This is a genomic window from Halobacillus sp. B29, assembly GCF_052246755.1.
GTDB lineage: Bacteria > Bacillota > Bacilli > Bacillales > Halobacillaceae > Halobacillus > Halobacillus halophilus.
In genome coordinates this window covers 86764-103961 of record NZ_JBQQCM010000001.1, presented here as the reverse complement: position 1 = coordinate 103961, position 17198 = coordinate 86764, and the positions used below count along the sequence as shown (strand labels likewise).

The 17198-nt window shown below is 44.1% G+C and carries 17 protein-coding genes and 1 riboswitch; of the genes, 8 read left to right on the top strand and 9 right to left on the bottom strand.

What is annotated here, in order from left to right; translation table 11 throughout:
- Positions 1-218: 218 nt before the first annotated feature.
- Positions 219-566: a hypothetical protein gene (locus ACTWP7_RS00475; protein ID WP_443121566.1), complete on the bottom strand. Its 348-nt coding sequence runs from the start codon at positions 564-566 to the stop codon at positions 219-221.
- Positions 567-658: 92 nt separating this feature from the next.
- Positions 659-1414, bottom strand: coding sequence for an SDR family NAD(P)-dependent oxidoreductase (locus tag ACTWP7_RS00470; RefSeq protein WP_443121565.1), 756 nt, complete (start codon positions 1412-1414; stop codon positions 659-661).
- Positions 1415-1796: 382 nt separating this feature from the next.
- Here ACTWP7_RS00470 and ACTWP7_RS00465 point away from each other — a divergent pair, with 382 nt between their 5' ends.
- From ACTWP7_RS00465 to ACTWP7_RS00440, 6 genes are all read left to right on the top strand, one after another.
- Positions 1797-2579 carry a CAP domain-containing protein gene (locus tag ACTWP7_RS00465; protein ID WP_443121564.1) on the top strand — a complete coding sequence of 261 codons (783 nt, stop codon included), beginning with the start codon at positions 1797-1799 and terminating at the stop codon, positions 2577-2579.
- 353 nt (positions 2580-2932) lie between these two features.
- Positions 2933-3514, top strand: coding sequence for a YdhK family protein (locus ACTWP7_RS00460; RefSeq protein ID WP_443121563.1), 582 nt, complete (start codon positions 2933-2935; stop codon positions 3512-3514).
- Positions 3515-3760: 246 nt separating this feature from the next.
- The gene (locus ACTWP7_RS00455; protein ID WP_041601185.1) at positions 3761-4024 is read left to right on the top strand and encodes a hypothetical protein; all 264 of its coding nucleotides are present in this window, start codon (positions 3761-3763) and stop codon (positions 4022-4024) included.
- A 262-nt stretch (positions 4025-4286) separates the two neighbouring features.
- Positions 4287-4391: riboswitch (SAM riboswitch) on the top strand.
- An 80-nt stretch (positions 4392-4471) separates the two neighbouring features.
- Complete coding sequence (locus ACTWP7_RS00450; protein ID WP_443121562.1) at positions 4472-5581, top strand: methionine biosynthesis PLP-dependent protein; 1110 nt, start codon at positions 4472-4474, stop codon at positions 5579-5581.
- A complete protein-coding gene (metC, locus tag ACTWP7_RS00445; RefSeq protein ID WP_443121561.1) occupies positions 5578-6777 on the top strand; it encodes a cystathionine beta-lyase in 1200 nt (399 codons plus the stop codon). Before ACTWP7_RS00450 ends, metC begins: the two co-directional genes overlap by 4 nt.
- A gap of 62 nt (positions 6778-6839) precedes the next feature.
- Entirely contained in the window at positions 6840-7889 is a 1050-nt protein-coding gene (locus tag ACTWP7_RS00440) for a homocysteine S-methyltransferase family protein (RefSeq protein ID WP_443121560.1), read from the top strand.
- Between the two features lie 377 nt (positions 7890-8266).
- On the opposite strand, the gene ACTWP7_RS00435 is transcribed toward ACTWP7_RS00440, so the two are convergent.
- The 3 genes from ACTWP7_RS00435 to ACTWP7_RS00425 form a co-directional block, all read right to left on the bottom strand.
- A complete protein-coding gene (locus ACTWP7_RS00435) occupies positions 8267-8731 on the bottom strand; it encodes a UPF0158 family protein (protein ID WP_443121559.1) in 465 nt (154 codons plus the stop codon).
- A gap of 13 nt (positions 8732-8744) precedes the next feature.
- Complete coding sequence (locus ACTWP7_RS00430) at positions 8745-9206, bottom strand: YkvA family protein (protein WP_443121558.1); 462 nt, start codon at positions 9204-9206, stop codon at positions 8745-8747.
- Between the two features lie 126 nt (positions 9207-9332).
- Positions 9333-9527: a DUF6366 family protein gene (locus tag ACTWP7_RS00425; RefSeq protein ID WP_443121557.1), complete on the bottom strand. Its 195-nt coding sequence runs from the start codon at positions 9525-9527 to the stop codon at positions 9333-9335.
- 599 nt (positions 9528-10126) lie between these two features.
- Here ACTWP7_RS00425 and ACTWP7_RS00420 point away from each other — a divergent pair.
- Positions 10127-11386, top strand: coding sequence for an ATP-grasp domain-containing protein (locus ACTWP7_RS00420; protein ID WP_443121556.1), 1260 nt, complete (start codon positions 10127-10129; stop codon positions 11384-11386).
- A gap of 33 nt (positions 11387-11419) precedes the next feature.
- Positions 11420-13381 (top strand): hypothetical protein, encoded by a 1962-nt coding sequence (locus ACTWP7_RS00415; RefSeq protein ID WP_443121555.1) that lies wholly within the window; start codon positions 11420-11422, stop codon positions 13379-13381.
- 421 nt (positions 13382-13802) lie between these two features.
- Here the strand turns inward: ACTWP7_RS00415 and ACTWP7_RS00410 are convergent, their stop codons facing one another.
- The 4 genes from ACTWP7_RS00410 to ACTWP7_RS00395 all read right to left on the bottom strand — a co-directional run bounded on the left by ACTWP7_RS00410 (position 13803) and on the right by ACTWP7_RS00395 (position 17153).
- A complete protein-coding gene (locus ACTWP7_RS00410) occupies positions 13803-15191 on the bottom strand; it encodes an MFS transporter (protein ID WP_443121554.1) in 1389 nt (462 codons plus the stop codon).
- 142 nt (positions 15192-15333) lie between these two features.
- Positions 15334-15945, bottom strand: coding sequence for a class I SAM-dependent methyltransferase (locus tag ACTWP7_RS00405; protein ID WP_443121553.1), 612 nt, complete (start codon positions 15943-15945; stop codon positions 15334-15336).
- Between the two features lie 90 nt (positions 15946-16035).
- Complete coding sequence (locus ACTWP7_RS00400) at positions 16036-16167, bottom strand: hypothetical protein (RefSeq protein ID WP_443121552.1); 132 nt, start codon at positions 16165-16167, stop codon at positions 16036-16038.
- Positions 16168-16313: 146 nt separating this feature from the next.
- The gene (locus tag ACTWP7_RS00395; RefSeq protein WP_443121551.1) at positions 16314-17153 is read right to left on the bottom strand and encodes an Nmad3 family putative nucleotide modification protein; all 840 of its coding nucleotides are present in this window, start codon (positions 17151-17153) and stop codon (positions 16314-16316) included.
- Between the last annotated feature and the right edge of the window lie 45 nt (positions 17154-17198).

Genomic DNA, 17198 nt, shown 5'->3' with positions numbered 1-17198 from the left:
CAGCAATGCGGACGCATGTGTTTACACTGCGCTCAACAGTGCCGCAACTTTGCGATGGCGGGTTAACGGATAAGACTTTTTCATAAACCAGATATTATCTAAGAAGATGAACGTATTCTCTACCTCTCTGATCTACTCAACCATATGCGCTGTGCTCACCTGCCAGTTAAAATAAGTAAGAAAAGTGAACCAACACTTGCCCAGGGGCTATGCAGCCTTCAGGGCAGTTCTGGTTCACTTTTTATATTCTCATTCTTTTTCGATTGAGCTTTGCCTCCGAGGTAGCCTTGAAGAGCTTTCTTTATTTCCGTTGCCGTGGCGTTATCTTTAAGCTCACCAGAAGCTTTCAGCATTTCGATGATTTCCTCATCGTTAGCTATCATACTTTTACGAGAATTTTCTCCGGGTAGATTCGTGGAGGATTCTTCGTTCTCTAATACCTCTTCTTCTATGCTTTCTACAGGATCCTCCTGCGGCGGCTCAATTGGCTGTCTATTTTCGCAGCCGTAACCGCCGGCCCCGAGCAGGATTCCGAGCATCAGCAACCTGAACTTCCCGTGTCTCATAGAACGCCCTCCCATACATGGATTTTGATCTCCTATATAGAGTTAGACGTTCCGTTTGGAAAAAGGTTACTTAGAAAAAGAGTTGAACTTCATTAAACCCCGAACGTATTTCCTCCATTCACAGAAATCGATTGTCCGGTAATAAATTGAGAATCATCAGATGCCAAGAAAACAACTGAACTAGCTATGTCTTCAGGTTTCCCCATACGTCGAAGAGGCAGCTGACTGCTGTAACCCTCCAGGGTAGAAGGATCTACCTCCCCGTGTCTCTCTACAGGAATAAAGCCTGGATTAACAAGATTTACATTAATACCATGCGGTCCAAGTTCATTTGCCCAGGAACGGGTCATGCCAATCATGGCTGATTTAGCTGTTACATAGTTTGAGAAATTGGCATTTCCAAGCTGTACAACTTCACTGCCAATATTAATAATACGGCCGTATTGGTTCTCCTTCATACCTGGCATAACTGCTTTTGTTAGAATTAATGGCGCTTTAACAAAAAACTGAAGCTGATCCATGTACGTTTCCCAAGTATTTTCTTCAAGGGAGTACTCCGGCTGAGGTCCCGAAGCATTATTAACGACAATATCTATATTCTCACCATATGATTCCTGAACCTTACGAACGAGCTCGTCCACGGAGTCCTCATCGGTTATATCAGCCTGTACAGCGATGGCTTCTCCGTCTTTTCCCCTGATTTCATCCACGGTTTCATTGGCCGGGTCCGGATTTCTTCCGTAGTTCACCACCACTCGTGCTCCTTCAGCAGCAAGCTGTTTACTGATGACTTTCCCAAGTCCTCTTGATCCACCTGTAACTAGTGCTATTTTTCCTTCTAATTTCATTAGCCTCATCCTTTCTCCTGTTCCCTTCCCTTTTGTTTAGGCAGTCATTCTTAAAATTTATAATAGGATCGATGTAACATCTCAGACATATTTGTAAAAAAACCAAGGTATTAAAACCCCTGTCAACCATCTGACGCCGCTAATTTATACTACTAAATGATAAAAATTCCAGAGAAACATTTATTTTACTATTTTCATAGTAGTACTTAAATTTCCCGAAAATTAAAGATCTATCTGCTTTCGCCGAAGCGATAATTTTCCCTAAGAGATGTTCAGATTTAAGTTCGTCTCTTTCTTACTAAAAAAATCCAATATTATTACAAAAACCAGATGATAGGATGAAATTGTTCCAAAAACATAACTTTCAAGGAGGAATTCGAGTATGAAAGGCAAATCATTGATTCTATCAGGATCTCTTGCACTATCACTACTAGCTTCTCCAGCAATTTCTCTCGCATCATCAGGAGACACCGAGTCTCATAAATTCCAGCAAGGAAATGTTCATATAGAATATGTAGTGAACTGGGTTCAACAAAATGAAGAAGCTTTAAAGAGTCAAAATATCCAACAAGTGGATATTCAGTCTCTTCTGGAGCAATTCCAAACTCAAAATCAGCCTGAAGAGAAACCTGAACAGCCAGAAGCCCCAGTTCAGGAACAACCTGTGAAGGAAGAACCAGCAGAACCTGCTCAGCAAGCACCTGAAGCTCAGCCTGAACAGCAGGAGCAGCCGTCCGAACAGGCCGTTCCTCAAGAAAATACCACAGATCAAGCCGACCAATCTGAAGTCTCAGATTTTGAACAGCAAGTCGTCGAACTGACCAACCAGGAACGTGCGAAGCAGGGACTAGAGCCTCTCGAACTTGATACAGAGTTAAGTGCTGTCGCGGGAGACAAGTCTCTTGATATGCAGAAAAATGACTACTTTTCCCACACCAGCCCAACCTACGGATCTCCGTTTGATATGTTAAAAGACTATGGCATCGACTATCGTACAGCTGGTGAAAATATCGCTATGGGCCATACTTCTCCTGAGCAAGTAGTCCAGGGCTGGATGAATAGTGAAGGGCACCGTAAAAACATCATGAATCCGAACTTCACTCACATCGGGGTCGGTTATGTAGAAGATGGAAACTACTGGACACAAATGTTCATTGGTAAATAAATAGATCTATGTATAGGAGCCATCGGGATTACAGATTCCGGTGGCTTTTTCTTACTTAGGGCGCGCTCGTACCAGCAATTGTTATGTATACCCACTCTATTGCGGCATTAACCTACCCTATTGCCCCGTGAAAACTATCGCGCCGCCCATACCTGCAATAAGGTGTGCTGCCACGGATAGCGATTCTACAACACTACGCCCCTTTAGTGTCAGCCCTCTCTGGATAAAAACAACTGCAAAATCTAGCACATTCATTTGTAAAAATATAGAATAAAACGATTGAATACACATACGTGCCCGGGGTATCTTTTATCTATATCTATTAAAAGTTTTTTTCTTGAAGGGGGAAAATTATGAAACGTACAACATTCGCTATAGGGAGTCTCATCTTTTCCTCAGTTCTATTGTTAGGTGCTTGCAGCAATGCTGAGCAGACCAATGATTCGCCAAAAAGCACAGAAAGTGCTTCTTCAGAATCCACTCACGATGAACATGCCGGCATGGATCATTCCGGTTCGGGTGAACTGCCTAAAGGTTTGCGCGAAGCTGAAAACCCAGCCTATCCTCCAGGGAGTAAGGCTGAGATTAACGCTGAGCATATGCCTGGAATGAATGGAGCAGAAGCAACGATAACAGGAGCCTATCAAACCACCGCTTACAGCGTATCTTATGCATCCTCTATCACTGGTGACAAAGTGGAGAATCATAAATGGATCATTCATGAAGAAGTAAAAGATCCTTCCCAGAAAAAGTTAGATCCGGGTTCAGAAGTAACCGTAAATGCAGACCATAGTGACGGAATGAGTGGAGCTAAAGCCCAAGTGGAATCTGCCGAAGAAACAACTGTTTATATGGTGGACTATACAGACACGGACAGCGGACAAGAAGTGACCAATCATAAGTGGGTTACAGAAGCCGAATTATCAGCTAAATAGAAATTACAGACCTCCGTCAATCGGGGTTTCTTCATGACTATTTTACACTTATATAAAACTATATCCTCTCTCTTTCTACGCACGTTAAATATTTTAACAAATGCCCTGAACCCTTGTTCTATCCACTCTCATGACTTTTTTTCTTTTTTATATTTGGAAAAAACAGAAAATTACCTTGCAAATAGACTGAATATTACGTAAAATCAATCATAATTTATAATAATAAACTATAAGGAAGTGAGCGTAATGCAGACTCAATCGGTGAGTACTCTATATAATGTATGCCCTCTCTGTCACGGATCTGGAAAGTATAAGGAATATGATGATGGGAAAGCCAATTTAATTGTGGACCATTACCAGCGTGTAAACTACGCCAATGAGACACTAGCCTGGAAGATGGCCATCGAAGAAACCAGTTATGTGAAGGAATGCTCGAAATGTCACGGCAAAGGTAACGTCCTGAACAAAGAAGGCGAACAAATGTATAAGCAGCTTCAGCAATATGCGTAAAATCATTTCCCCTCTGTCTTTAGGTGGACTGGGGGGTTAAATGATCTTCTTTAAACAAAGTATCAGTTTTAGAAAAATGATTTTTTTCTGAAAACTCTATTGATTATTGAATTGTTTTCCTGTATTGTAAATCGCAAGCGAAATGATAACCGCCTAATTTTTGAAAGAAATTTTTAGTAATTTTTAATATCATTCTTGATTTAAGCATACCTTTCATGTAAAGTGTTCAGCAGTTGCTTTTCCAAAAATTACATAATAATAAAACTTATCCAGAGAGGTGTAGGGACTGGCCCTTTGATACCTCAGCAACCAGCCATTGGCACGGTGCTAAATCCAGAAGGTAGTAGTTATACCTTGAAGATAAGGAGACTCTTTATACATAAAGGACCTTCTTCTTCAAGGAGGTCCTTTTTTTATATCCATTTTTTTACGAAGGAGATGATCACCATGGCACGGAACAGGATTGAAACAATTTTAGCCCAGCTAGGCAATAACAGTGATGAAGAAACAGGGGCTGTGAATCCGCCCATCTATTTATCTACCGCTTATCAGCACAAATCACTCGGGGTATCCACAGGATATGATTATACCCGCACCAAAAACCCGACACGCCATCTTCTCGAAGAAGGCATGGCCCAGCTTGAAAACGGTGATCAAGCCTTCGCCTGCAGTTCAGGAATGGCAGCGATCCAGTTGATCCTTTCCCTGTTCCGTGCAAATGAAGAATTGATCGTTGCGGAAGATATTTACGGCGGCACGTACCGTTTACTCGAACACTACGCAGATGCTTACCAGATCCATTCAACCTACTCCGATTTCACGGATGTTGAGAGTGTCATTACCGAGAAAACCAAAGCCATCTTTCTTGAAACGCCGACCAACCCGCTGCTGCAAGAAGTGGACATAGAAGAAGTTTCAAAGATTGCTAAGAAACACAATCTCCTGCTCATTGTCGATAACACATTCTTAACGCCTTATCTTCAGCAGCCGCTGGATTTAGGAGCGGACATTGTGATCCACAGCGCTACCAAATATATCGGCGGGCACAACGATGTATTAGCCGGTGTGGTCGTCGCCAAAGGAGAAGAGATTTGTGAGAAGCTCGCTTTCTTCCAAAATTCATCAGGTGCTGTCCTCTCCCCTTTTGACTGTTGGCTCTTAATACGTGGATTAAAGACCCTGCCGCTTCGTTTCGATAAACAGCAGGCGAATGCGAAGGCCATTGTTGAGTTTCTCAGAAACGATCCGGGCATTAGAGAAGTCTTTTATCCTGGAAAAGGAGGAATGATTTCATTCCGTGTGGACGATCCTTCCAGCATCTCTGATTTTCTTGAGAATTTGTCGGTCATCTCTTTTGCCGAAAGTCTCGGAGGAGTCGAAAGCTTCATTACGTACCCGGCAACGCAGACGCACGCGGATATTCCAAAAGAAGAACGGGAAGAACGCGGAATCTGTGACCGGCTGCTTCGCTTCTCGGTAGGTACAGAACATGAAGACGATCTGATTGATGATTTGAAGCACGCTCTCTCTGCTATTCAAAAGGAGGAAATACAATGAGGCCAGAAAACGATCAGTTGGAAACCCGTTTCATCCACGGCTCTGCGAATAATCGAAGTCATCACGAACCGGCTACCGGTGCAGTGAATGTACCAATCTACTTATCCTCAACCTTCCATCAGGAAAGCTTCGATACGATGGGGCCTTATGATTACAGCAGGTCCGGAAATCCAACGAGACAGGTGCTTGAGGATACAATCGCTAACTTGGAAGGCGGCGCAAGAGGTCTCGCCTTCTCCTCTGGCATGGCAGCTATCTCCTCTGCCTTTATGCTGCTTTCCGCCGGTGACCATGTACTCGTTTCCAAAGATGTCTATGGCGGGACATTCCGGTTGATCACCGAAATGCTTGGCAAGTACAATATCGATCACACTTTCGTTAACATGACCGATCTCAATGAAACCAGCCGGGCGATCCAGTCCAATACAAAAGTTATTTATGTAGAGACGCCGTCCAACCCTTGCTTAAATATTACAGATATTGAAGGAGTGGCAAAACTTGCTAAAGCCCATGGATGTTTAACCTTCGTGGATAATACATTCATGACGCCGCTCTATCAGAATCCACTTGAGCTTGGAGCCGATATCGTCCTGCATAGTGCGACCAAGTTTTTATCCGGTCACAGCGATATCATAGCAGGGCTTGCCGTAACTAAAAATGAAGAACTTGGAGAGAGACTCGCTTTTATTCAAAACTCCTTCGGTTCTATTCTCGGCGCTCAGGACTCTTACCAGCTCATTCAGGGGATCAAGACACTCGGCGCCAGGATGAAACAGTCGTCAGGCTCAGCGCTTAAAATAGTCTCTCATCTGCAAGATCACTCACTGGTGGAAGAAGTTTACTATCCAGGTCTTTCCCATCATGTCGGTCATCCGATACACAGGAGACAATCTACCGGAGCAGGTGCTTTACTTTCTTTCCGGCTACCGGATAAAGAAGCGGCCAAAGCGTTTGTGGAGCAGATCCGTCTCCCTGTCTTTGCCGTTAGCCTTGGGGCTGTGGAATCGATTCTATCCTATCCGGCCACGATGTCCCATGCAGCTATGCCGGAAAAAGAACGAGCGAAACGTGGTATTACTGATGGTTTGCTCAGACTCTCCGTCGGACTTGAACACCCCGGTGATTTAATTGAAGACATTGAACAAGCTTTACAGGCAGTTGCCCGTACTAGACAGAAAGTCGGCGTGTCCCTGTAAAAAGGGCATTAGCTTTCAACTAATATAATTATGATTACAAAATGGAAAGGTTGTTGAATGAAATGAAACGATCATTAGAACAGAGATTACAGGATGGACCCGTTATTTGTGGAGAAGGATACTTATTTGAACTGGAGCGTCGCGGCTATTTACAGGCCGGATCCTTTGTACCGGAAGTTGCTCTTGATAACCCTCAGGCACTAAAACAGACATATCGTGACTATATGCTCGCAGGCTCCGACGTCGTCTTAGCGTTCACCTATAACGGACACCGCGAAAAAATGAGAATCATCGGTAAAGAGGAGTTATTAGAACCGCTTAACCGCCAGGCTATCCGTTTAGCCAAAGAGGTTGCGCAGGAACATCCAGAAGAAGAAGCGCTCGTAGCCGGAAACATTTCCAACACGAACTTGTTCAACCCGGATGATCCTGAAGCTGTTGAAAAAACAAGAAGCATGTTTGCAGAGATGATCGGCTGGTGTAAGGAAGAAGGCGTAGACTTTGTGAACGGTGAAACCTTCTATTATTATGAGGAAGCCCTGATTGCTCTTGAAGAAATTCAAAAACAAGATCTCCCTGCTGTGATCACGTTCGGTCTAATGGGCGAGAATATTCTTCGGGACGGCTATGAGGTAGAAGAAGCCTGCCGTCTATTAAAAGAAAAAGGCGCTCTTGTCGTCGGAATGAACTGCTTCCGCGGACCAGCTACAATGCAGCCATATGTAGAAAAAATCCGTAATACGGTGGACGGTTATGTAGGTGCCCTTCCCATTCCTTACCGTACGACGGAAGAACACCCTACCTTCTTCAACCTGCCGGACGGTGGCTGCGCTTGTACACTTCCGACAGAAACGACGTTCCCAACGTCTCTCGATCCACTTTACACGAACCGCTATGAGCTCGCCGAATGGGCAAAAGAAGCACACAGCATTGGCGTGAACTACCTGGGACTCTGCTGCGGAGCTTCTCCGGCTATGCTTCGTGAAGTTGCAGAAACCGTAGGACGTACGGCTGTAAACTCTACGTATTCCCCGGATATGGAGAAACACTTCCTGTTCGGCAAGGACGATACACTGCAGGATCACATCACTTCTTATAAGACGAAAGCATAAGTCAAAACGCCTGTCCGTAAATCCGGACAGGCGTTTTTTAAAGTTTTATTTATTTTTGGCTTTGTTAGAAAAGGTCTGATACCACTGGATTTAGAGAGGATCAAGTCCAACAATCTGCACTTCTAAAGAAGGGTCCGTCCCCCCCTAATAGAGTTGGGTTGGTGGGGAAATGGCGAGACTCCCATGGGAGAAGGAACTAGGTGAGATCCCGCAGGGAGTGAAACGAGCGAGGAAGCTCACCGTTCCCCCATAGGAAAGCGAGTTATTTCCCCACCAGCCCTCCTACCCATTCTAGTAACGGGCCCATTTATCTCGAAACTGAGTCTTAAACAAACAGGAGCTTTATTTTAAAATCAACACGGAAGTTTAATAAAGCCTTATTTTTTATAAGGAATGTCGTTTTCTTCGCACCATTCGATAGCAAGCAACCGGTATTGCTCATCTTTGAATTCAAACCATTGATCACGAACCCCATAAGTTACGATTCCGTCTTTAAATCTGCGAAAAGCTCCCTTTCCACGGATGGATCTCAGTAAATCGTTATGAATCTGATCGTCCTCAAGAGAGTTGATGAATGCTTCCATCATCTGATACTCGTCCACTTCTGAACAATCCGGCAATTGGACGTAGCGAGTCTCATTCTCTAAGATGTGCTGAGCTAAATGGCGTTCTTCTCTTTGCCATTCAAGTAAATGGGAAAAGTCCTTCTCATCTTCTACGTCAACTAACGCTTCCTCACTTATCTGAAAGACCTTGCCATCGATTTTATCAACAAGGACTCGCGTATCTTCCGTTTGCAACTCAATTTCCTCAGCCACTTCACGTATGTTTACTTGATTCATAGTCTTCCTCCAACTATTGCTGCGGATCTTCCGCTGAATTTTTAGACGGATCTTCCAAATCGTCCAGCACGGACTCGCCAAATAGGCTGCTCACGCGATTACGAGCCTGCTCCTTCACATTCTCATCAATATGAGAAATCACCTGATAGACCGCATAAACGATGACAGCACTGTCATCCGTGAAACCGACGACTGGAATAAAGTCCGGAATTAAATCGACCGGCAGAATTAAATAACCAAGCGCTCCGGCAATCGTGAGCTTCGCTTTCTTCGGCGTATCTTCACTCTTAAACGCATAATAGAGTAATAGACTATAGTACACGATTTTTGATCCAATCCGGCTTCCATTCGTACGGATTTTTTCACCGTATTCTTTCTCCGAAAAATGCTTCCTGCTTCGTTTTATAGCTTTAGCTGGATTCAGCTTTTTTAATCTGTCGCGATAGCGTTGTTTTTCTTTTAGTTCGCTAGTCATTATTCATCACCCTTTTGGGGTACTTTTGACAAAAAAACCCTTGCTTAAACCTATTTTAAGAAAAATGGTAGATTTGCCATGCTTTTATTATAGAGTTAAGGATGAGTTCCATTGATGAACAGTGAGTTAGCGAAAGAAAGCAGCATAGATCATAAACCCTGCTACCAGTACAAGAATAATGGTTCCGGTTCCTTTCCATCCTAAATTTCCAACTAAGTCAGGAAGTCCTCCTCCATGAATACTTGCAGAAGGATCTTTTTTAAATTCCTCTTGTCTCATTCTTTCCCTTGCCGCTTCAGGTTTTTCTTTTTTATCAGTCAAGTGAACACCTCCACAAGTCGATATTTTGCTGAATTATAAGCCCGCAATACAGGAAGGCTTGTATTCTCATTGAGCAATTGAGGGCTTAACTTCTAATCATTTCAGATGTTCTCCCTGTGTACTAATCTTCTATACAGCTGCATTCAGTACAGTAAAGTGGATTGACTTATTAGATTACTCTCACATGTACAGGGCAAAATGATGAATGAACATCCCTTTTTAAAAAATTATCGTTACCCTGTATACGAAGCTGACCCAGCTAGGTTTCAAAACTTCAATTAGCTTGTATCAAACTCTTACGGACAAACTAATGGTTCTCTTGATCTCCTATTTATTTAATTTTTGGAAATAGGTTTATTATTTTCTAATTGTTGGTATAGATGGTCATTATCAATCCACATAAAGTTACTAAAGTAATTCCCCTACATGTAATGTAGAAGAAACAAGAATTTTGACTTTGATTGTCGAATGCAATAATAATGCTTACAGTTTTTGCTAGACTTTGATACTTTTAAAATGATAGAGACCGTTCATGACTACATGGCAAAATGATGCGGTTTCGAATTCCAGAAAAGTCATTTTAAAAGGAGAGCGATGAGATGGAACTTGATCAACTTGAATTGAATACAACTGTAGAGGAATCGGAGAAAACGAAGCCTTATTATACAGCTCTGATTGGATGGAGCGTGCAGGCAATAGAAGCTGCCGCGAAAATGAACCGGCCGTTCATCGTAGTGGGTCCGCCCGATTTTGAATCCTATGCTGAGAAACACGAAATTCCGTTTGTCGGATGGGATTTCAACAAAATCAATGAAAGCTCTGATCACCTCTATATGCAGCTGAAAGAAATGGGCGCAGAAGTAGCCGTTCCTTTATATGAAGAATGTGTCGAGTGGGCTGGAGCGTTAAATGCCCGCTTCCGCGAAGACCCGCGCGTATTTAACCGTTCCTTATTATTACGGGATAAAGGGATGATGAAGCGTAAAGCGCAAATCTCCGGTATTAAGGTAGGCGTTTTCGAAGAGGCACGCAGTAAAGACGACGTAGAACGTTTCCTGAAGCGTGTAAATGAAGCTTTGCTTAAATTAGATGGCGATCATCTTGATCCAATCCACGTAAAACCATTGGACAAGGCTGGATCTGTTGGTCACCTGGCTATTAATACCGCTGAAGGAATCGAACAAATTCAGGATACAGACTTCCCGCTCTTAATGGAAAGTCATCTGGATGGACAAGAATTTTCATGTGAAGCCTTTGTTCATAAGGGCAAGGTTCGCTTTCTAAATATTACGGAATATATTCGTCTAGGCTATTCCAATTTTGTCCCCGCTTCGCCATCACTGGAAGAAAAGAGACCTCTGATTGAACGAGCGGTCCAGCAGCTGGTGGATGCCTTCGAAATTGAATACGGCGTGATCCACCCTGAATATTTCCTCACTCCAGACGGAACCCTGCACTTCGGTGAAGTGGCTGCTCGTGTGCCGGGCGGACATATTTTTGAGCTTATTGAGCGTGCTTACGGATTCAGTGCCTATGAAGCACAAATTCTATGCAGTGATCCGAATACGACCGAAGAGGAACTGGAGCAGTTCTTCCCGGATCCGTACCAATATGAAGCTTACGCTGGATGTCTGATGGTCCATCCTAATACGGATTATGTAAAAGACCTTGAAATTCCTGAGGAACTGGAGCACCATTCCTACTTTGAAAAGCACGATATGTTCACCCCGCCTCAAGGCAAAGTAGCAGAACGTGTCGGTTTTGGGAACCATTATGGAACCATCTTTTTCTACGGAAAAGATAGTGAGGAAATGACCAACCTTCTCAAACGTTACGAGAAGTATGATTTCTACGTCTAGACAAGTGAAGTTTTTATAGAAAGGAGAGGTGAAATGCCTCAACCTACAGGTGTTATTATCGAACGATTCTCACAGGCCCTGGCTGCTTTAGAAGAAGCGCCGCCTTTTGCAAAATCAAGATACCAGACCGATGTCTATCAGGAGGCCAATCGCCTCATCGAAACGGAAAACGGACTGGAGCACCTCTATGGATACGCCGACCGATTCGAACAAACCGGTGTATTCCAGGATGGACCATGGGAGGAAGCGAATAAACTTCAGCCCCCGCTTGTTGCTGGATCCCTAAAAGCAAAAGGACTGCCGATGATCATTGAGATTTTAAGTGAGCTGCGGATGCTTGCTCTTGCGAAAGAAAGATATGTCAATCCAGCCGTAACTCCACAGATGGCAGAAGAATTTCTAAATGAAGTGATGGTTCTTAACTTGAACCTTCTATTTCCTGATGCTTCAGAGAGCGCACGGATTGAAAAGCATGAGAATGATGAAAAAGCGAGTGAGCTTTTTCAGTTCTTAGCGAACCACCTTTCATCTAACGCGCTTATTCAGACGCTGATTGACGAAATCAAGCGTCTGACCGCGCAGCGTCCGATTATGATTAAGCGAACAGTATCCATGATTCGAATGGCCAAAGAAATGTTAGAAAAAGAACATGAGGATAATGATAAATCAGAACTCGTCCGCTTTATCGCCGCGATTGAAGGTCCATCGGAGATCAGCAGCCGTTATAAGGATGTTCACGCATACCGGGCGCAGCTCAAAGGGCTGTCACGCTCGGAGCTTATTTCAGAAAGCGTTTCTTTTGCTAAATCCATGCGTGCCACCGGGCTCGTTGCACCGCATCATGCAACATTGATCCGCTACCTGTCGAAACGCATGCCTCAATTGCTGCCTCATGCGCTTGATTTGAGCAGCAAAGGAATTGCCAACCTGGAGGAAAATAACGAGCTCGTGATTCAATTGATCCGCGCGTCCGTTTTTCCAGCAACCCGTCAGGCGATTTACGGGCTTGCACTGATGCTTGAGCGAGGTGTCCTCTCTCACTCTCCTGTTCCACCAGGGTTACGGAGATTAATCGAGCTTGATATCCGTCCTGACGTCCGGAACGCTCTTGCGCAGACGACCAACGTTGGAGAGGGATTAACAGCAAATAACATTCTAGTTGCCGCGACAATCCAGGTGCTGGGCCAGCCGCTCGGTATCGGTCAGGGATTCAATCCCACCTGCCAGGCTGCCAGAGGAATCAGCTTATGGGCGCAGCATGCTCCAGGGTTCTTACTGGAAATCATCCCACGCGCAGCGCGGGATGGGGACATCGATTTTATGTTCGAAGGGCAGGCCATACACTCTAAAAATTTAAGTGGTGGACTCGCTCCCGAGCTGCATAAAGAACTCGATCCGATCTCACTCATTCTTGTTCCTCATTTGGACAGGATTTACAGCGAAATGATGTCACGTGTTGCTCTACGCGGGGACGACGGACACCGATGGGTCAACCCGGCCTTTTACGGCAACTGGGTTCAAAAAGGTTTCGCCAATATAATCGATCCGCTAACCGGTTATGTACAGGACTACCCTGGATTTGTACGGCTGTTTTACGCTACCCACCATACTGAATACAATGACGATTACGAAATGATTTATCCAAACCCCGTTGGAATTTTTATAACAAATGTTCACGGGAAGCTCTTGGGACTTCATGCCGTATCCATTATAAGAATTGGTGTAGACCCTGAAGGGAAAGACAGGATCTATTTTTACAATCCGAACAACGACGGTTCCCAGAACTGGGGGCAGAATATTGAACCAAGCGTAGCTGGAAATGGAGAAGAAGAAGGCGAGAGCTCACTTCCGTTCCATGAATTCGCTTCAAGGCTTTATGCCTTTCACTACAATCCTTATGAACAGGGTGAAGCCTACGCTGTCGATGATTCCATTGTTCAGAACGTTCAGCAGCTGGCAAAAGAAAGCTGGGGCAAGGATTATACGTGGGTATAAAATGATTGATGCCAGACTCTCTAGATGAGGGTCTGGTTTTTAGTTTGGGGAGTAGTCATGAGACATCCTGGTTTTTTAAATAGGCTTTTGGATATGTAGAGCCCCATTGCTATACATTCATAGAAACGATAATGACTGGGAAAGAAACCTTTCTCCACACCTTCTGCGCCACCTCCCGTATACTTGGATTTGGCTGGTGATCCGAGTGGAGTTACCTCATTTGGGCCGTGCTCTACCTCAATCGGGCTGTGCCCAGAAAGTACACTTGCAAGTATCGCGAATCTTCACGCCGTGTAAAGGTTAATGACTTATACGACTTAAACCCTGGTATTGATCCACGCAATCTCCAGTTCGGATCAGAAATCAAAGCCATATAAACAAAGAATCCCCCAGCATCCACATATGCTGGGGGATCCTCAATTTAATAGTCTGACGCTGCTTTCTTTAAGGCTAGGGATTTTCGATTGTAAAATAAATAGAATTGCCCTAGCGATAATAGAATAATAATGGAAAAACCTAAGAAAATGTTACTGTAAATCGCCGTATCTCCATTGAAACCCAGCCAATTGAGCGGTCGGGCGGGGTCGAACAGGTCCAGTGTTTTACCGATGACGGCTCCGCTTAACGCACCGGAAACAAAGTTCAGCAGATTGAACACGCCCATGCCTACTCCGGTTTCTTTTTTATCGAGCAGATTGGCAAGAATATCAGCGGACGAAGCTTGAACAAGCGGAAAGCTCATATAGGCAACGATAATGGTTGCACTTACGATGTACTGGTTAGCTCCTACAATCATGGAGAGCAGGAAGAATCCTGAAGCAAGCAGTGTCATCGCCAGGTAAAGCACAAAGGTATTCCCTTTGGAATCTACCAGATTTCCGCCTTTTTGCCCCATAAGCGCAGCACTTAAAGCTCCCGGGAAGAGGACGAGACCGATGGCCATCGTGCCCAATTGGTACGTATCCCGGAACATGATCGGAAGCATGAACATCATGCCGAATAAGCAGGTAATACTTAGAAAACTTGTAATAATGGTGGATCTGTATTTAATATTTTTAAATAAATGCGGAGGAATAAATGGCTCTTCGATGGCCTTCATTCGCCATAAGTTTGAAAAGAAAAACAGAGCAGTTAATCCGAAGATCCATGGAATTCCGAGTGTAATCCCAAGCAGCAATGTGGAAATGAACCCAGCAATCAAAGCCGCTCCTATATAATCAATGTAGCCTTTATTAGTCTCTTCCTGTGGCAGATTTCTTCTAAGAAAAGGCAGTGTGACAATAATTAACGCAGACGTCAAAAATAAGTAGCGCCAATCCAGGAATCCGGCTATAAACCCGCCTGCAATCGGCCCTATACCTGAGGCAAATGCCATAACAGAGGATACAATACCCAGTACTCTTCCTCTCGTTTTAGGAAAGTAACGAATGGGTGCTAAAAATACTAGCGCGGGAATCATCGCTCCGCCTACGGCTTGAATGACTCGGGCCACAAGGACCATCCCATAATTCTGAGCAAAGAAACCAAATAACGATCCCGCTGCAAAGATTGTCAGACCAACCGTGATTAAGGTACGGAAGGGATAAAAGTCCGCGAGTTTTCCATACGTTAGCGCCCCCACCGCATATACCATAATATAGCCGGTCATGACCCAGCTTACTTCTGAAGGCATCAGCTGATACGTCTTCGCTATATCCGGCACAGCAATATTAAACATCGTTCCGTTCATCACGGAAAGCATAAGAACTGCACATAATGAGACTAATAGTCTCGTCGGATTAGGTACAGACGATTCGTGTTGCTTCTCCATTCTCATGCCCCCTTTTTATTTCGCATCTCGAAATGAATCCTAACGAATAAGAGAGCACATTGCAAAGATTATGAACCGGAAATCGAATATTTTACAAATGAATTCCTCTTTTCAGCTAAAACACATCTCGCTTTTTTTATACTCAGGAATGCAAAGGTCTCGCCCATACTAGATGAATGGAATTAAGAAGTGAGCTTTCCACCCGCTTTATTTCTAATGTTGATTGATCAAACAGCTTCAACATATCCCTGTTCACATGGCACCCAATCCGATTTTTCACCAATGGATCCATCATGTGCTGAAGACTGGAAACCAGTCGGTTTGTACTCACGCCGTGCTCTAGCAGAAGGATTTGTCCATCTTCCTTACATAACGTTCCAAGCTTCTCAAGCACCTTTTCCGGATTGTGATAGGAGCACATCGACAAGGTGGATACGACCGTATCAAAAGAACGGGCAGGCAAGTCGAGCTCCTCAACATTTTCAACCATAAAATCCACCTTCAAATTCTGTTCAGCCGCTACTCCTTTGGCCTGTTCAATCATGGTCGGGCTGAAATCCACTGCCGTTATCTCAGCATCTTCAGGGTAGTATTGAAAATTTGTTCCTGCCCCTACCGATATTTCCAGGATGTTCCCCTCGGCTGAGTGCAGCAACCTTCTCCGCCATTTGTGATCGACGGTTTGTTTTCTTGCACGTTTGGCATATTTTCCGGCCTGTTTCTCAAAGAGTTTAATTTGTCGATTGATTTCCAATGAAGGTCTCCCCTTTTTAGTGAAATAGAAACAAAAAGTTTCTGACCTCCTCCTGAATTATCCAGAGCGTCAGAAACTTTTCTCCTCAATCTATCCTTGCTTGACCGTTTCTTCTTGAAGCTTTTCCTCATTCACCATCGACTGAATCAGCTGATCTATTCTTTCGAGATATTCACCAAATACGCGAGGATTCGTTACGATCGGTTCTGCTTTTCCTTTCACAACGATCACCCTAATTCTTATTATTTATTAGTCCTATTATACAATAAAAACCATATTCTCTTAAAATATCCTCTAGCTCCACAAGGGTTTTATTACATAAAAAGACCTGAACCACTAAACTTCACTGTGATCCAGGTCCTTTTCCATCAAGAAAACACTCTTCCTTCTGCAATTAAACGCTCCGCCCATTCCACTACATTACGATTACTGCTCACATACATCTCCTGATCGCCTCTGCCAGAAGTCTGCATTTCAATCCCGTCAGGTCCTTCATTCCATACTTTAATATTATGGGTGAACTGTGGCTGTTCATCTTTGAAACAAGGAGGCAGTTTCCACTTGGTGCGATTTCTCGACCCTTCTTCTGTCAGTACTAAACTTTTCTCATAACCGAATGTTCCCCAGCCTCTTTGACCCGGGTTCTTAGAAAAGTCAGGAGTAGCCGCGTAGAGACTATTACGTTTGCTTTTATTATCCTCTTTTTCCTGGATGTGAGGATGATATTCGGCCCACCATGGTACCTGATCCGCATGTACATCCCATACCTCATCCACCTCGAGGTAACCAAAAATCACATGAAGATCCGGTGCGTCCGGAACATAACGATACTTCCCATTTACTTTTTCCACTTGTTTAAACCAGCCGAAAAAAAGAAATAGATCTCCCGGGCCGACATCCCGGTTATGCAAGGTGCCCTGGGATATACCACTTTGACCGAACAGGCCCCGCCATTCTTCTGGGCGGTTCTTCATCATAGTAGACTCCAAATCAGGGTCCAGATGGGTTTCAGAAAACTGATTAATTCCTAAATCTTTCATGATGTCCAGATAGCTTTCGCTGCCTACCGCGCTGAGGTCTTTATAATATATCCCTGTATCTGCCCTTGGAATATGAAAAGGCAGCAGGCTATCTGCGTAAATCGGACTAGGCTTACCGCCCGTACTGCTGTCAAAACCTTTTCGACTCAGGATGACTTTTCTTACCACAAGCATCGCCTCCTATTATAATTCACTCCTCACCCAAACTTTTTG